This is a genomic window from Methylobacterium oryzae, from assembly GCF_036441375.1.
Lineage (GTDB): Bacteria > Pseudomonadota > Alphaproteobacteria > Rhizobiales > Beijerinckiaceae > Methylobacterium > Methylobacterium oryzae_A.
Genome location: NZ_MLCA01000010.1, coordinates 648,642 through 662,386, shown reverse-complemented (window position 1 = coordinate 662,386; position 13,745 = coordinate 648,642). Strand labels below are relative to the sequence as shown.

At 71.9% G+C, this 13,745-nt stretch carries 15 protein-coding genes; 5 read left to right on the top strand and 10 right to left on the bottom strand.

The features are described from left to right. The first annotated feature begins 174 nt into the window (after positions 1-174). The gene (locus tag MOTC310_RS21535) at positions 175-483 is read left to right on the top strand and encodes a cupin domain-containing protein (protein ID WP_331291156.1); all 309 of its coding nucleotides are present in this window, start codon (positions 175-177) and stop codon (positions 481-483) included. Between the two features lie 12 nt (positions 484-495). On the opposite strand, the gene MOTC310_RS21530 is transcribed toward MOTC310_RS21535, so the two are convergent. Further along, entirely contained in the window at positions 496-1,005 is a 510-nt protein-coding gene (locus MOTC310_RS21530; protein WP_331303228.1) for a L,D-transpeptidase, read from the bottom strand. 174 nt (positions 1,006-1,179) lie between these two features. Then, on the bottom strand, positions 1,180-1,818 hold the full coding sequence (gene bluB, locus MOTC310_RS21525) for a 5,6-dimethylbenzimidazole synthase (protein ID WP_331303227.1): 639 nt from the start codon (positions 1,816-1,818) through the stop codon (positions 1,180-1,182). A 357-nt stretch (positions 1,819-2,175) separates the two neighbouring features. Between bluB and MOTC310_RS21520 the strand changes: the two genes are divergently transcribed. Beyond that, on the top strand, positions 2,176-2,550 hold the full coding sequence (locus MOTC310_RS21520) for a DUF2794 domain-containing protein (RefSeq protein WP_331291153.1): 375 nt from the start codon (positions 2,176-2,178) through the stop codon (positions 2,548-2,550). A gap of 40 nt (positions 2,551-2,590) precedes the next feature. Here MOTC310_RS21520 and MOTC310_RS21515 read toward each other — a convergent pair whose 3' ends face one another. The 3 genes from MOTC310_RS21515 to MOTC310_RS21505 form a co-directional block, all read right to left on the bottom strand. After that, positions 2,591-3,484: a dihydrodipicolinate synthase family protein gene (locus MOTC310_RS21515; protein ID WP_331303226.1), complete on the bottom strand. Its 894-nt coding sequence runs from the start codon at positions 3,482-3,484 to the stop codon at positions 2,591-2,593. Between the two features lie 95 nt (positions 3,485-3,579). Beyond that, positions 3,580-4,350 (bottom strand): Bax inhibitor-1/YccA family protein, encoded by a 771-nt coding sequence (locus MOTC310_RS21510; RefSeq protein ID WP_331303225.1) that lies wholly within the window; start codon positions 4,348-4,350, stop codon positions 3,580-3,582. 452 nt (positions 4,351-4,802) lie between these two features. Continuing rightward, positions 4,803-5,390: a PAS domain-containing protein gene (locus MOTC310_RS21505; RefSeq protein WP_331290268.1), complete on the bottom strand. Its 588-nt coding sequence runs from the start codon at positions 5,388-5,390 to the stop codon at positions 4,803-4,805. A 109-nt stretch (positions 5,391-5,499) separates the two neighbouring features. On the opposite strand from MOTC310_RS21505, the gene MOTC310_RS21500 reads away from it, so the two are divergent. Next, positions 5,500-5,874: a hypothetical protein gene (locus tag MOTC310_RS21500; RefSeq protein WP_331303224.1), complete on the top strand. Its 375-nt coding sequence runs from the start codon at positions 5,500-5,502 to the stop codon at positions 5,872-5,874. Between the two features lie 505 nt (positions 5,875-6,379). Here MOTC310_RS21500 and MOTC310_RS21495 read toward each other — a convergent pair. Together MOTC310_RS21495 and MOTC310_RS21490 are read right to left on the bottom strand one after the other, a co-directional pair. After that, a complete protein-coding gene (locus MOTC310_RS21495; RefSeq protein ID WP_331303223.1) occupies positions 6,380-8,956 on the bottom strand; it encodes an ABC transporter permease in 2,577 nt (858 codons plus the stop codon). After that, a complete protein-coding gene (locus MOTC310_RS21490; RefSeq protein ID WP_419539099.1) occupies positions 8,956-9,657 on the bottom strand; it encodes an ABC transporter ATP-binding protein in 702 nt (233 codons plus the stop codon). Before MOTC310_RS21490 ends, MOTC310_RS21495 begins: the two co-directional genes overlap by 1 nt. Before the next feature lie 177 nt (positions 9,658-9,834). Between MOTC310_RS21490 and MOTC310_RS21485 the strand changes: the two genes are divergently transcribed. Together MOTC310_RS21485 and thpR are read left to right on the top strand one after the other, a co-directional pair. Then, on the top strand, positions 9,835-10,446 hold the full coding sequence (locus tag MOTC310_RS21485; protein WP_419539100.1) for an arylesterase: 612 nt from the start codon (positions 9,835-9,837) through the stop codon (positions 10,444-10,446). Beyond that, on the top strand, positions 10,446-10,985 hold the full coding sequence (gene thpR, locus MOTC310_RS21480; protein ID WP_331303222.1) for an RNA 2',3'-cyclic phosphodiesterase: 540 nt from the start codon (positions 10,446-10,448) through the stop codon (positions 10,983-10,985). The genes MOTC310_RS21485 and thpR overlap by 1 nt, the downstream gene beginning before the upstream one ends. A gap of 176 nt (positions 10,986-11,161) precedes the next feature. On the opposite strand, the gene coaA is transcribed toward thpR, so the two are convergent. The 3 genes from coaA to MOTC310_RS21465 all read right to left on the bottom strand — a co-directional run bounded on the left by coaA (position 11,162) and on the right by MOTC310_RS21465 (position 13,543). Next, positions 11,162-12,151, bottom strand: coding sequence for a type I pantothenate kinase (coaA, locus tag MOTC310_RS21475; RefSeq protein WP_331290273.1), 990 nt, complete (start codon positions 12,149-12,151; stop codon positions 11,162-11,164). After that, positions 12,148-12,471, bottom strand: a complete 324-nt coding sequence (locus MOTC310_RS21470; protein WP_024830843.1) for a phosphoribosyl-ATP diphosphatase — start codon at positions 12,469-12,471, stop codon at positions 12,148-12,150. The genes coaA and MOTC310_RS21470 overlap by 4 nt, the downstream gene beginning before the upstream one ends. Positions 12,472-12,595: 124 nt before the next feature. Beyond that, positions 12,596-13,543, bottom strand: a complete 948-nt coding sequence (locus MOTC310_RS21465; RefSeq protein WP_331290275.1) for an aspartate carbamoyltransferase catalytic subunit — start codon at positions 13,541-13,543, stop codon at positions 12,596-12,598. Positions 13,544-13,745: the final 202 nt, after the last annotated feature.

Here is a 13,745-nt window from a genome sequence, read left to right as displayed (position 1 = left end):
CACCGGACCGCGCCTCTGTCGGGCGCCTCTCGGACCGGTGCGTCATCCTGTCGGGGGGCGGCGCGGGCCGTCAAGCGGCGCGCCGGCGCGGGGCTTGCCGAACGTGTCGCGCTGTCGGGCGCGGAACGTCGGGCGCCGGGCCCCGTTGGGCAGGTTCACCTGAGGGAGGCGAAGATGGCGACGACAGTATCGGCCCGGAGCGCGGCCGCGGGCCCGCACGGCGAGATCCCCCTCGCCCGCGGCGAGCGTCTCGGCATGCGGATGTGGCGGGCCGAGGAGCCCAACGCCGACAAGCCGATGACCACCTCGGCGCACGAGACGGTCGGCTACGTCGTCAGCGGCCGGGCCGAGCTCGTGCTGGAGGGCGAGACCGTGGCGCTCGCGCCGGGCGATTCCTACTGCGTGCCGGCCGGCGCCGCGCACACCTACCGGATCCTGGAGACCTTCACGGCCGTCGAGGCGACCGCCCCGCCGGCCGGGTGAGGCCGACGGGCCTCAGTGGGTCATGTAGACCTGCGTGCCGACATCGACCCGCGCGTAGAGGTCGACCACGTCCTGGTTGTACATCCGGATGCAGCCGTAGGAGGCGTAGGTGCCCACCGAGCTCGGCCGGTTGGTGCCGTGGATCGCGTACTCGCCGCCCGCGAGCGTCATCGCCGCCGCCCCCATGGGGTTGTGCGGCGAGCCGCCCGCGATGAGGTTCGGCAGGCGCGGGTTGTCGCGCTTCACCTCCGCGGGCGGCGACCAGGCGGGGGCGACGTACTTGCCGTCGATCGGCTTGATGCCGAACCACTGCTTGCCGGGACGGCCCACCGCCACGGGATAGCGGATCGCCGTGCCGTCGCCGTTCACCAGGTAGAGCTTGCGCTGCGACACGCTGATCACCACCGAGCCCGGCGCGACGCCGTTCGCGAAGGGCACGATCTCGCGCGCCTGCGCCGTCTGGAAACAACCGGCCAGCATCGCGCCGGCCAAACCGAATAGAGCCGTCACCCGACCCGACATCACCGCGATCCTCGCAAAGCTAGACTTGACGCGGGCAAGTAATCCCCGGCCGGGCTTACCGTTCCAAGAAAAGCTATGGTTGACGCGGCGTCATTCCGCGGATCCGCGGGGCACGGTAAAAGAGCAACCACGATCCAGGGTGTACGGGCCGTTGCGGGCCGGATCGGCCGCCGCTCAGCGCTCGTGGAGCTCGCTGCCGCGCCGGTCCTCCGGCTGCCAGCCGTGGCGCTCCAGCTCCGGGTCGAGATGCTCCTCCACCGGGTACCCGACGCAGAGATAGGCCACGAGCCGCCACGTCCCCGGTACGGCCAGGATCGCCGTGACCGCGTCCGGCTCCAGGATCGAGACCCAGCCGACGCCGAGGCCGCGGGCCCGGGCGGCGAGCCAGAAGCACTGCACGGCCCCCACCACCGAGTAGGCCAGGGTCTCCGGCATGCTGGCCCGCCCGAGGCCGAGGCCGGTCTCGGTGGCCGCGTCACAGAAGGCGGCGAGATGCACCGGCGCCTCGCGCAGGCCGGCGAGCTTCAGGTTGCGGTACTGCGCGGCCCGGTCCGCCGCGTAGCTCGCGGCCGCGGCGTCGTTGCAGCCGGCGAAGTTCTCCGCGACCGCACGGCGCCGCTCCGGATCCGAGACGCGCACGAAGCGCCAGGGCCGGCTGTTGCCGACCGAGGGCGCCCTGTGGGCCGCCGCGAGGCAGGCGCGCAGGCACGCCTCGTCCACCGGGTCGGTCCGGAACCGTCGCACGTCGCGGCGCCACGCGAACAGCGCGTCGAGGTCGTGCAGGAAGGCGGCGTCGAAGGCGGGGGAGCCCATGGTGCGGCTGGCATAGCCGCAACCCCGGCCCGACGGGAAACAGAAAAAAGGCCGCCCGAGGGGCGGCCTGAAGTCTTGGGTCTCGAAACCTCGGAGTGCCGGATCCTGGGATCCCGTGCGGCGGCCGATGGCTGGGGAGCTGGGTGTCGGTCGCCGACCGGGCAGAACCCGGCGAGGTTCGATGCCTGTTGTCGCGCTGCAACGCGGCCTGCAAAAGGCGTGAATCGGGCCAAACCGTGTTTTTTGTCGCTTGGGCGTGTCTCGCGGGACACGGCTGCCGCCGCCCCGACCGCCACCCTTGCGGGCCGCAGCGGCGAAGCCCATCATCCGGCAAAGCATTGACGCACGGGAGCCGTGATGACCGAGAGGACGAGCGCCGGGTCGAGGCCCGACGAGGCGGCGGGCCATGTCATCCCCTTCCCAACCCGCGCGGCCCCTCCCCAGATCGCTTTCAACCGGGACGAGCTCCGCACGATCTTCAACCTCTACGGCCGGCAGGTCGCCGCGGGCGAGTGGCGCGACTACGCCCTCGATTTCCGCCGCGACAAGGCGGTGTTCTCGATCTACCGGCGCTCCTCCGAGATGCCGCTCTACCGGATCGAGAAGGATCCCAAGCTCGCCCGCCGCCAGGGGGCCTACGCGGTCATCGCCGCGAGCGGCCAGATCCTGAAGCGCGGCACCGAGCTCGTCCGGGTGCTCGCCGTGCTGGAGCCGGCGCCGAAGGCGGTCTGAGCGCGGCGCCGCCTCGGGGTGACGGGAGCGGCGCGCTCGCTCAGGAGAGGGACAGGCCCCGGACGGTCGCGGCGATCTCGGCCACCACCTCCGGCGCCAGGGGACGGATCGGCCGCGGCGGCTCGGCGCGGCACCGGCCCATGAGATCGGTCAGCGCGTAGACCACCCGCAGGCTCGAATGCGTCCGGAACAATGTCCAGAGGGGCTCCAGCTCCGCGTTGAGGGCGCGGGCCCGCTCCGTCTCGCCCGCCGCGACGGCCCGGACGATCGCCAGGCAGGTTCGGGGGAACAGCCCGCCCGCCACGCTGAACCACGCCGCGCCGCCGGCGATGAGCGCCTCGGTCACGTTCCAGTCGCCGCTGAAGCCGACGGGGAAGCCCGCCGGGGCGGCCTCCCGCAGGGCCGCCACGCCGGACGCGGCCTGCGCCGCCTCCGGCGCCGCGCATTTGGCGGCGATGACGCCGGGCAGGCGGGCGATCCGGCCGATCAGCGCCGGCGTGAAGCGGAAATGCGTGGTCGCGGGGTTGTCGTAGAGGACGAGGGGCAGGCCGCCCGCCTCCGCCACGGCGGCGAAATGCGCCTCGACCTCGGCCTCGGTCAGCGGCGTGTAGGAGACCGGGGCGAGGAGCCCGGCATCCGCGCCGGCCGCCCGCGCGTCCTGCGCGAGGCGGACGGCGTCGTCGGTGCGCAGGGCGCCGATGCCGACGAGGAGCGGCACCCGCCCGCCCACGGCCTCGGCGGCGATCGCCACCGCCCGGCGCCGCTCGTCCCGGCTCAGATACGCGTAGGTGCCGGTGCTGCCGAGGAGCCCGATCGAATCGACCCCGGCGGCCGCCAGCGGCTCCAGCAGCCGGCGCAGCGCGTCGGCGTCGACGCGGCCGTCGGCGTCGCTCGGGGTGATCGGGAAGGCGGAGAGGCCGGAGATTGCGGGCATGGCCCGAGCCTAGCGCATCCGCCCGCGGCGGCCAGACAAAAAGAGACCCCGGCGGTTGCCCGCCGGAGTCTCTCTCAACGCTCAGTCTCGCTGGCTCAGCGGCGGTCGCCGATCAGGCTCAGCAGGAACTGGAACATGTTGATGAAGTCGAGATAGAGCGTCAGGGCGCCGTTCACCGACATCTTGGCCGCCATCTCGCCGTCGAAGCCGCCGTAGAGATACATCTCCTTGAGCTTCTGGGTGTCGTAGGCGGTCAGCCCCGCGAAGATCAGCACGCCCAGCACCGAGATAGCGAACTGGAGGGCCGACGAAGCGAAGAAGATGTTCACCAGCGACGCGAGGATGATGCCGATCAGGCCCATCATCAGGAACGAGCCCATGCCGGAGAGGCTGCGCCGGGTGGTGTAGCCCCACAGGCTGAGCGAGCCGAAGGCCGCCGCCGTGATGAAGAACACCTGCACCACGCTGCCGCCGGTGAAGACCAGCAGGAGCGAGGACATCGAGGCGCCCATCACCGCCGCGAAGGCCCAGAACATCGTCCGCGCGGAGGAGGCCGACATCCGATCCATCCGCATGGAGAAGACGAAGATGAACGCCAGCGGGGCGAGCATCAGGACCCACTTCAGCGGGCTGAGGTAGAGGGTCTGACCGAAGGGGGTCAGGACCGGGCGGGTGCCCTGGTAGGCCGCCACGGAGGCCATGTTCAGGCCGAGCGCGACGAGACCCGAGATGCCGAGCCCGACGACCATGTTGTTGTAGACGCCGAGCATGAAGGTGCGCAGGCCCTGGTCGACTTCGACCTGGGTGCCGGCGTAGCCGGTCGGCTGCTGGGCGCCGTACCGGAAGGGACTGTTCTCGAATGCCATGGGAGTTTCCTTGCGGAGGCTCTCTCAGCGTGGTGTTCGGGCGAGGCCCACGCAGGACCTCTGGCGCCAGGCTGGCGCCTCGATCGGGAATATGTTGCGCCGGCCGCCGAGACACAAGTCCCCGGCCACGGTTGCAGGGCCGCTTTTCCGTGTCCGGCGGATGTATTTTTGTCCATCTGGGCCGGGATTAAAATGCATTCCGCTCCGTCGCCGGTGTGTTCGACTGACGGTTGCCGGGATCCAGCCGTTTCGACGCGCCTGCGCAAAGTCTTAACGGCTTCCTTATGCCACGCGCGCCCGCGCGCGCCGGGAATTTTCCGGTGCGGACCGGCGCGGCGCGGCGCGTTCGAGGCTGCGCGGGCGATCCGCGGACTCCGAAATCCGGTTTCGCGCGCGCGGGATCTGGGCCGTTCCGAGAGGCGGCCTCGGGCGGCTCGAACCGGAGCGGCGGCTCAGTGCGTCATCCTGCGGGCGAGCGCGCGGCCCAGACGTATCAGCATCAGCTCGGCGGCGGCACGCACCTCCGCGGGCGCATCGTCGGTGAGCGTCTCCCTGAGCGCGAGGGCGAGATCCGCCGCCCGCTCCAGCGCGTCGCCGCCCGCCACCGGCTTGCCGAGCACGTAGCGGTCGCCGCCGTCCCGGATCTCCGTGATGTCCATCAGGATGCCGTGCGAGCGCTGCGGCTGGCCATCCTCGTCCCGGTGGGTCCGCCCCCGGCTCAGGAGCCAGCGCACGGAGCCGTCCGGCTTGAACACGCGGTACTCGGCCAGCACCAGCCCGCCGGACCAGACGGCCCGGAGCATGTGGTCCATGAGCCACGTCATGTCCTCGGGATGCACCGCGGCCAGGGCCATCGGTCCGTTGATCGGACGATCGGCGAGGTCAGGATTCCCGGTCAGCAGGCGGGCCGCGCCCGCGTCGTAGACGACCACGCCGCGGACATGGTCCCACTCCCAGGCGCCCACAACGCACGAGGCTTCGAGAGCCGCGCGGAGACGGTCGACGTTCTCCGCGTAGCCATCGATGACGTTGATGCGCATGGCGGATGGTCCCCCCGGCCACTCGAAATCCGAATGTCTAGCCCCGTACCAATCTTCTGCCGGAATGACAAAGAGTTCACTTGCGAATACCCCTTCATCCGGGCACCCCTTGTCGCGGCTGGGAAATCATCCTCGGTCGCCAGAAGTTCGAGGGACCGCCATGGATGAGAATGGGCTCGAATTTCTGCGCAAGATTGCCGACCGGAAGGCGGAATCCTCCTCATCGCGCGCGCTCGACAGGATCGCGCAGTCCCTCGATTTGCCGGTCGAGGCGTTCTTCGGTCCCGATCACCGCGGACCTGTCGACCGGCGGACGATCGAGCGGGAAACGGAGCGGCTGCTGGTGCTGGTCGGAGTCCATCTGCGCCAGCTCGATCCCGGCGCGCGGACGCGGTTCGGCGAAGCGGTCCTCGCGATGGTCGCCCCCGATTCGGCGGAAGGCTGCGCGCGCGCCGCGGAGACGGCGGGGCGTGGGGACCCGTGAGCGCGGGGCCCGACGATTGCGGCGCCTCCCTCCGGCGCGACGGTGCCGATTCCCGGTCGGGCTTCCTTCGACCGCGCACATCTCGCCGAGCTGTGCCGAGGGCCTGCCTCCCGACGTGATGGAGGACAAGTGATTTGTCGATCTCGACGGCCTTCATCTCCGCGTCCACCGGAGCTGGACCGGCTTCGGCGCCTACAAGGCCGGTCTGCGGCAGGACGGCGAGACCTGTCGCGTCGTGTCGGCTGTCTGTCCGGAGCGGAGGCTCCGGACGCGCGACGGTGATTATCGGGTCCGGAGCGTCGCTTTCCTGATCGCGGAGCTCCTGCTCGGCGAGGCGAAGCCGCTCGCGAGACCCGCGAACACAGGCCAACGCGCCGCCGGGATGTCCGGCACGGCTCCTCGGGAACCGGCCATCGCGAGACCGTCATGTCCCGAACGCCGCGGTGGCGGTCCTGGCGCCGAGGTCGGCCGCCCGGGCCGGGGCGGTTCCGGGCGCCCGCGCGCTTCAGATCTGCCGGAGATACGGCGCGGGCTTCTGCCCCAGGATCCGCCACGTGCCGGCGAGCCCGAGCAGGATCGCCAGGGCCACGGCGGCGAGCGCCGCCACAAGCGCCCCCGACAGGTCGAGCCGGAAGTCGAGGTGCATCACCTTGGCGACGATCACCCAGCCGGCGAGCGTGCCGGCCGCGAGGCCGAACAGCGCCGTGGCGAGACCGAGCGCCGCATACTCGATCGCGTAGGCGGTGAGCAGCCGGGCCCGGCTCGCGCCGAGGACTTTCAGCACCACGGCGTCGTAGAGCCGCGCGCGGTGCCCGGCCGCGATGGCGCCCGCCAGCACGAACAGGCTCGCCAGGACGGCGACCGCGCTCGCCCCGCGGATCGCCAGGACCAGCCGGCCGACGAGGTCGCCGATGGCGTCCAGCGCGTCCTTGACCCGGACGGCGCTCACCGACGGGAAGGTTTTGGCGACATCCCGCAGGATGTGGTTCTCGGTGGCCGCGTCGGTGCCGCCGGGCAGGGTCAGGGTGGCGAGGTCCGAGTGCGGCGCGCCCCGAAAGGTGCCGGGCGAGAACACCATCACGAAGTTGATGCCGAGGTTGCGCCACTCCACCCGGCGCAGGTTGAAGATCGTCGCGGTGAGGTCGCGGCCGAGGACGTTCACCGTCACGGTGTCGCCGAGCTTCAGCCCGAGCTGGCGGGCGAGGTCGGCCTCGAAGGAGACGAGCGGCTTGGCACCCTGCTCGGGGCTCCACCACGCCCCCTCGGTGAGGCTGGAGCCCTCCGGCACCGTGTCGGCGTAGGTGATGCCCCGGTCGCCGTCGAGCACCCAGGCGGCGTCCTCCGGCGGCCGGATCTTGCTCGCCGGCACGCCGTTCAGGGCGACGATCCGGCCGCGCATCATCGGCACGTCCTCGACCTTGCCGTTGGGCGCCGAGCGCGCCAGGAACTCGCGGAACTGGGCGGCGTCCCGCGAGGGGACATCCAGGAAGAAGAGATTCGGCGCCCGGGCCGGCAGGGTCGCGCTGATCGTGCGGCGGACATTGGCGTCGATCAGGCTGAGCGTCACGAGGAGCGTCACGCCGAGGCCCAGCGACAGGACGATGGCGGGCGTCAGCGCGCCCGGCCGGTGGAGATTGGCGAGCGCCATCCGGGGCGCCGGCCAGCGCGGGTGCGGGAGCCGGCGGGCCGCCGCCATCAGCCCGAGCGCCACCCCGTGGAGCAGGCCGAACGCGATGGTCGCGGCCGCGATGAAGATCAGCGCCACGCGCCGGTCGAAGGCGGTCGCCACCGACAGGCCGACCAGGGCGGCGAGGCTGAGGCCCAGCCAGATCCGGTAGCGCCAGCGCGGCCTGACCCGGGCCGGGTCGACCGTGTCGCGGAACAGGCCGGAGACCGGCACGTCGTGCGCGCGGCCGAGCGGCGTGATCGCGAAGGCGAAGGCGGTGATCAGCCCGTAGGCGGCTGCGAGCGCGAGCTCCCCCGGCGCGAGCGTGGGATTGAGCGGCAGCGGCAGGTCGGCGGAGAACAGCGCGTCGAGGAGGAAGGGCAGGCTCGCGCCGATCGCGAGGCCGATCCCGGTACCCAGCCCGGCGATGAGCATCACCTGCGTCAGGTACAGGGCGACCACCTGCGAGCCCGGCGCGCCCACGCTCTTGAGGGTCGCGATCGAGGGCCGCTTGCGCTCCACGAAGGCGTGGACGGCGTTGCCGACCCCGACGCCGCCGACGATCAGCGCGGTCAGCCCCACCAGGGTCAGGAACTGCGTGAACCGCTCGATGCTCTTGGCGAAGCGCGGGTCGGCGTTGGTGCGCGAGCGGATCTCCCAGCCGGCCTCGGGCGTCGCGGCGCGGATCCGGGCCTGCGCGGCGTCGAGGTCGGCATCGGGCGTGCCGGCCGGCAGGACGAGGCGGTAGCTCCAGCGGTTGAGGCTGCCGGGCTGGACGAGGCCGGTGGCCCGGAGCGTCGGCTCGGAGACCATCAGCCGCGGCCCGAAGCCGATGCCGCCGGCGATCTTGTCGGGCTCCGACACGATGGTGCCGCGGAGCGCCACATCGTGCCCGGCGAGCGTGATCCGGTCCCCGACCTTGACGTCGAGGCGGGTGAGCAGGGCCTGGTCGGCGAGCGCCCCCGGCACCCCGTCGCGCGCCGCCAGCAGGTCGGCGAGGCGGCCCGGCGGGTCGGTGGCGAGGTCGCCCGCGGCCGGGTAGGTGGCGGGATCGACGGCCTTCAGCTCCACGAGGGCCGCGTCGCCGCCCGGCGCGACCGCCATGGCCCGCAGGGAGGCGACGATGTCGAGGCGGCCTTCGCGCGCGAGGGCCTGCTTCTCCGCGTCGGCCGCCTCGCGGTTGATCAGGTTGTAGGCGAGGTCGCCGCCGAGGATGCGCCGGCCCTCGCGGCCGAGCCCGTCCGAGAGCGAGCGCGAGATCGACGCCACGCCCGCGATGGCCGTGACACCCAGCGCGATGCAGGCGAGGAACACCGCGAAGCCGTTGAGGCCGGCCCGCAGCTCGCGGAGCGCGAGGCGCAGGGTGAGCGGGACGCGCCGGGGCGCGGGGTCGGGGCGGGCGAGCGTGCCGTGCATCAGGCGGTCACCGCCTCCTCGATCCGCCCCGAGCGCAGGCGCACGGTGCGGTCGCACAGGCGCGCGAGGCCGTTGTCGTGGGTGACGAGGACCAGCGTCGCGCCGCGGTCCCGCTTCAGCCGGAACAGCAGGTCGACGATCTGGCGGCCGGTGGCCTCGTCGAGGTTACCGGTGGGCTCGTCGGCCACCAGGATCGCCGGGTCGGGGGCGACCGCCCGGGCGATGGCGACGCGCTGCTGCTCGCCGCCCGAGAGCTGCGCCGGGTAATGGTGCAGCCGGTGGCCGAGGCCGACCGCCTCCAGCTCGGTCCGGGCGCGATCCAGGGCCCCGGGCCGGTCGGCGAGTTCCAGCGGCAGCGCCACGTTCTCCAGGGCCGTCATGGTCGGCACGAGGTGGAAGGACTGGAACACGATGCCGATCCGCCGGCCGCGGAACCGGGCGAGCGCGTCCTCGTCCAGGCGGACAAGGTCGGTGTCCTCGATGACGACGCCGCCGGAGTCGGGCCGCTCCAGACCGGCCATGACCATCAGCAGCGTCGACTTGCCGGAGCCGGACGGGCCGACGAGGCCCACCGCCTCGCCGCGGTCGACGGTCAGCGAGATGCCGCGCAGGACGTGGACGCGGGCCGCGCCGCGCCCGAGGCTGAGATCGATGTCCGACAGCGCGATCGCGGGCTCGCGCAGCACCTTGCCGTGGCTCACCGGTGAGCCGATCTGTGGGCGATGACGAGCATGGCGCGCGAGGTCCTCACGTGGGGTCGATCTTGGCTGTACGGGCCGCGGTTGCACCGCGATATGGGTTCCGCATTGGGGCCGCGCCATGACGGACGCGGCGTGTTCCGGCGCACAACCCTGTTTGCCGCAGCGCTAGCGCTCCTCATGGTCCCTTTCATGACAGCTCTTCAGGCCGCCCCGGGCGGCCCGATCAAGCTCGTCGCCCTCGGCGACAGCCTCACCGCCGGCTACAGGCTTCCGGCCGACGCCGCCTTCCCCACCGTGCTGGAGCGCCTGCTCAAGGCCAAGGGCGCGGACGTGACGGTGGCCAATGCCGGCGTCTCCGGCGACACCGCCACGGGCGGCCTGGACCGGGTCGACTGGTCGGTCCCGGACGGGACCGCGGGCGTGATCCTCGAACTCGGCGCCAACGACATGCTGCGCGGCACCGACCCAAAGGTCACCGAGGGCGCGCTGTCGGCGATCATCGAGCGGCTGAAGGCCCGGGGCATCCCGGTCCTGCTCGCCGGCATGCAGGCCGCGCCCAATCTCGGGCCGGACTACAAGGCCCGGTTCGACGCGATCTACCCGGCTCTCGCCAAGCGCTTTGACCTGACCCTCTACCCGTTCTTCCTCGACGGGATCATCGGCGACCGGGCGCAGCACCTCGACGACATGCTCCACCCGAACCGGCAGGGCGTGGAGACCATCGCGGCCCGCATGCTCCCGACCGTGGAGACGTTCGTGGGAGGCCTCCGGCAGGGGGCGTCGCGGTAGTGCCGCGCCTGTTCACCGGCCTCGCCGTGCCGCTCGCGATCGCCGACGCGCTGAGGGCCTACCAGGGCGGGCTGCCGGGCGCGCGCTGGATCGAGCCCGGCGACTTCCACGTCACCCTGCGCTTCCTCGGCGACGTCGAGGCGACCGTGGCCGACGACGTCGTCGAGGCGCTGTCCGAGATGCGGGCGCGCCCGGCCCTGACGGTGACGCTCGACGGCCTCGGCATCTTCGGTGGCGACAGGCCGCGGGCGCTCTACGCGTCGGTGGTGCCGGAGGCGGGGCTGACGGATCTCCAGGCCGAGCAGGAGCGGCTCGTGCGCCGCGCCGGGGTCGAACCGGAGCGGCGGAAGTTCACCCCGCACGTCACCCTGGCCCGGCTGCGGCGCGACGCGACGCCGGAGGCGACGGCGATGTACCTGTCGCAGGCGCCGGTCTTCGCGCCGCTGAGCTACATTGCGGACCGGGTGACGCTGTTCTCGGCACGGGACTCGACCGGCGGCGGTCCGTACGTGGCGGAGGCCGAGTTCCCGTTCGCGTGACGCGCCTGGGCTCGGTCGTTCACGTCCTCGCGAGCGAAGCGAAGCAATCCAGGGTCGGCGACATGCCCCCGAACGTCGCCCCAGAACGTCGCGCTGCCCTGGGTCACTTCGCGTCGCGCGTGATGACGGAGGTTGGCTCTTCAGGCGAGCCGATCGCGCGATCGTCTTGCATCGGTTCACAACCGCCGCAGGGCCACGCTCTCGATCCGGTGGCTCGCGCCCTTGGTCAGGATCAGGCTCGCCCGCTGGCGGGTCGGCACGATGTTCTCGCGCAGGTTCGGCAGGTTGATCGTGGTCCAGAGCCGGTCGGCGATGTCGAGCGCCTCCGCCTCGGGGATCTCGGCATATTTCCGGAAGTACGAGCGCGGGTCGCGGAACGCCGTCTGCCGCAGCTTCATGAAGCGGGTGACGTACCAGCGGTGCAGGTCGTCCTCGTGGCCGTCGAGATAGATCGAGAAATCGAAGAAGTCGGACACGAACGGGATCGCGGTCCCGTCCCGCGGCAGGCGGGCGGGCTGGAGCACGTTCAGGCCCTCGACGATCAGGATGTCGGGGCTCTCCACCACCCGCTCCTCCCCGGGCACCCGGTCGTAGACGAGGTGCGAGTAGAGCGGCGCGGTCACGCGCTTGTGGCCGGCCTTCACGTCGTGGAGGAAGCGCAGCAGCGCGGCGGTGTCGTAGCTCTCCGGGAACCCCTTGCGCTCCATCAGGCCGTTGGCGGCGAGCTCGGCGTTGGGCAGCAGGAACCCGTCGGTGGTGACGAGGTCGACCTTCGGGGTGTTGGGCCAGCGCGCCAGCAGGGCGGTCAGGATGCGGGCCGTGGTCGACTTGCCGACCGCCACCGACCCGGCGAGCCCGATGATGTAGGGCGCCTTGGTCTCGCGCTCGGCCAGCAGGAAGCGCTGCGTCGCCTTGAACAGCCCCTGCGTCGCCGCGACGTAGAGGGCGAGCAGCCGCGACAGCGGCAGGTAGATCGCCTCGACCTCCTCCACCGAGATCGGGTCGTTGATCGATTGCAGCCGCTCCAGATCCTCCTGCTTGAGGGTGAGCGGCGTGTCGGCGCGGAGCTGCGCCCATTCCTCGCGGCTGAAGCGGCGATAGGGCGAGAGCCGGTCCGACGCTTCGAGGATCGCCTCGACCGTGCCGGGCAGCGCGGCCGCGTTCACGCGGGGCGCCTCGCGGCCTTCTCGGCGATGCCGCTCTGGGCGGTGCGCCGCTCGAGCTCCGCCATCACGGCGTCCAGCTCCACGCCGCCGGCCCGGAGCAGCACCACGAGGTGGTAGAGCACGTCCGCGGCCTCGTTCCGAAGCCCGGTCTTGTCGCCCTGCACGGCCGCGATCGCCGCCTCCACCGCCTCCTCGCCGAGCTTCTTGGCCGCCTTGGCGGGGCCTTCCGACAGGAGCTTGGCGGTGTAGGAGGTGGCGGGATCGGTCCCGGCACGGCTCGCCACCAGGGCGGCGAGGTCGGCGAGCGTGTAGGCGGTCATGAAGCGATCTGCATGGTGGGCCGGTCTCGTCGCGGGGTTGAGGCCGGATTTCGGCAGGAAACTGCGCTACGGCCGGCCCGCGGGCAAGCCGGGCCGGTGAAGGCGGGCGGGCTTTGTCCGCGGCTCACTCGTTCGGCAGGTGTCGGGCGAGCGCTTCCAGCACCGCCATGCGCACGGCGACACCCATCTCGACCTGCTCGCGGATCAGCGACTGCGCCCCGTCGGCGATCTCCGAGGAAATCTCGACGCCCCGGTTCATCGGGCCCGGGTGCATCACCAGGGCGTCGGGCTTGGCCAGCGCCAGCTTCTCGCCGTCGAGGCCGAAATACCGAAAGTACTCCTTCACGGAGGGCACGAACGAGCCGTTCATGCGCTCGCGCTGGAGGCGCAGCATCATCACGATGTCGCAGCCGACGAGGCCCTTGCGCATGTCCGTGAAGGTCTCGACGCCGAAGCGCTCGATGCCGGCGGGCAGCAGCGTCGAGGGCGCGATCAGGCGGACCCGCGCGCCCATCGCCTGCAGCAGGATGATGTTCGAGCGCGCCACCCGCGAGTGCAGGACGTCGCCGCAGATCGCCACCTGCAGGCCCTCGATCCGGCCCTTGTTGCGGCGGATGGTGAGCGCGTCGAGGAGCGCCTGGGTCGGGTGCTCGTGGGCGCCGTCGCCGGCATTGACCACCGCGCAATCGACCTTGCGGGCGAGCAGGTGCACGGCGCCGGCCGATTCGTGGCGGACCACGATGATGTCGGGCCGCATGGCGTTGAGCGTCGCGGCGGTGTCGATCAGGGTCTCGCCCTTCTTCACCGAGGACGAGGCGACCGACATGTTCATCACGTCGGCGCCGAGCCGCTTGCCGGCGAGCTCGAAGGACGATTGCGTCCGTGTCGAGGGCTCGAAGAACAGGTTGATCTGCGTGCGGCCCCGCAGGGTCGTGCGCTTCTTCTCCACCTGCCGCGAGATGTCGACGGCGGAATCGGCGGCGTCGAGCAGGGCCTCGATGTCGGGCCGGGTCAGGCCCTCGATGCCGAGGAGGTGCCGGTGCGGGAAGGCCGGGGGCGCGGGGCTCGTCATGATGAGGCCCGGGTGTAGGTGCGACGCGCCCGGCGGGCAAGGCTGTTCGGCGCTCATCCCGGCTCAGTCATGACGGTCACTTCGTCAGGGCCTGCGGGCACCACGGGTTCGAGGCCCGGGCTGTCTGTCCGTCGGCAGGATGATGCGCGGGTCCCCTCTCCCGCGCGGGAGAGGGGGCGCGTCGCGGTCCGTCATCAACCGC

Coding starts and splice junctions, on each gene's coding strand:
- MOTC310_RS21535 (WP_331291156.1), top strand. CDS start 175: ATGGCGACGACAGTATCGGCCCGGAGCGCGGCCGCGGGCCCGCACGGC.
- MOTC310_RS21530 (WP_331303228.1), bottom strand. CDS start 1,005: ATGTCGGGTCGGGTGACGGCTCTATTCGGTTTGGCCGGCGCGATGCTG.
- bluB (WP_331303227.1), bottom strand. CDS start 1,818: ATGGGCTCCCCCGCCTTCGACGCCGCCTTCCTGCACGACCTCGACGCG.
- MOTC310_RS21520 (WP_331291153.1), top strand. CDS start 2,176: ATGACCGAGAGGACGAGCGCCGGGTCGAGGCCCGACGAGGCGGCGGGC.
- MOTC310_RS21515 (WP_331303226.1), bottom strand. CDS start 3,484: ATGCCCGCAATCTCCGGCCTCTCCGCCTTCCCGATCACCCCGAGCGAC.
- MOTC310_RS21510 (WP_331303225.1), bottom strand. CDS start 4,350: ATGGCATTCGAGAACAGTCCCTTCCGGTACGGCGCCCAGCAGCCGACC.
- MOTC310_RS21505 (WP_331290268.1), bottom strand. CDS start 5,390: ATGCGCATCAACGTCATCGATGGCTACGCGGAGAACGTCGACCGTCTC.
- MOTC310_RS21495 (WP_331303223.1), bottom strand. CDS start 8,956: ATGCACGGCACGCTCGCCCGCCCCGACCCCGCGCCCCGGCGCGTCCCG.
- MOTC310_RS21485 (WP_419539100.1), top strand. CDS start 9,835: ATGGTCCCTTTCATGACAGCTCTTCAGGCCGCCCCGGGCGGCCCGATC.
- MOTC310_RS21470 (WP_024830843.1), bottom strand. CDS start 12,471: ATGACCGCCTACACGCTCGCCGACCTCGCCGCCCTGGTGGCGAGCCGT.
- MOTC310_RS21465 (WP_331290275.1), bottom strand. CDS start 13,543: ATGACGAGCCCCGCGCCCCCGGCCTTCCCGCACCGGCACCTCCTCGGC.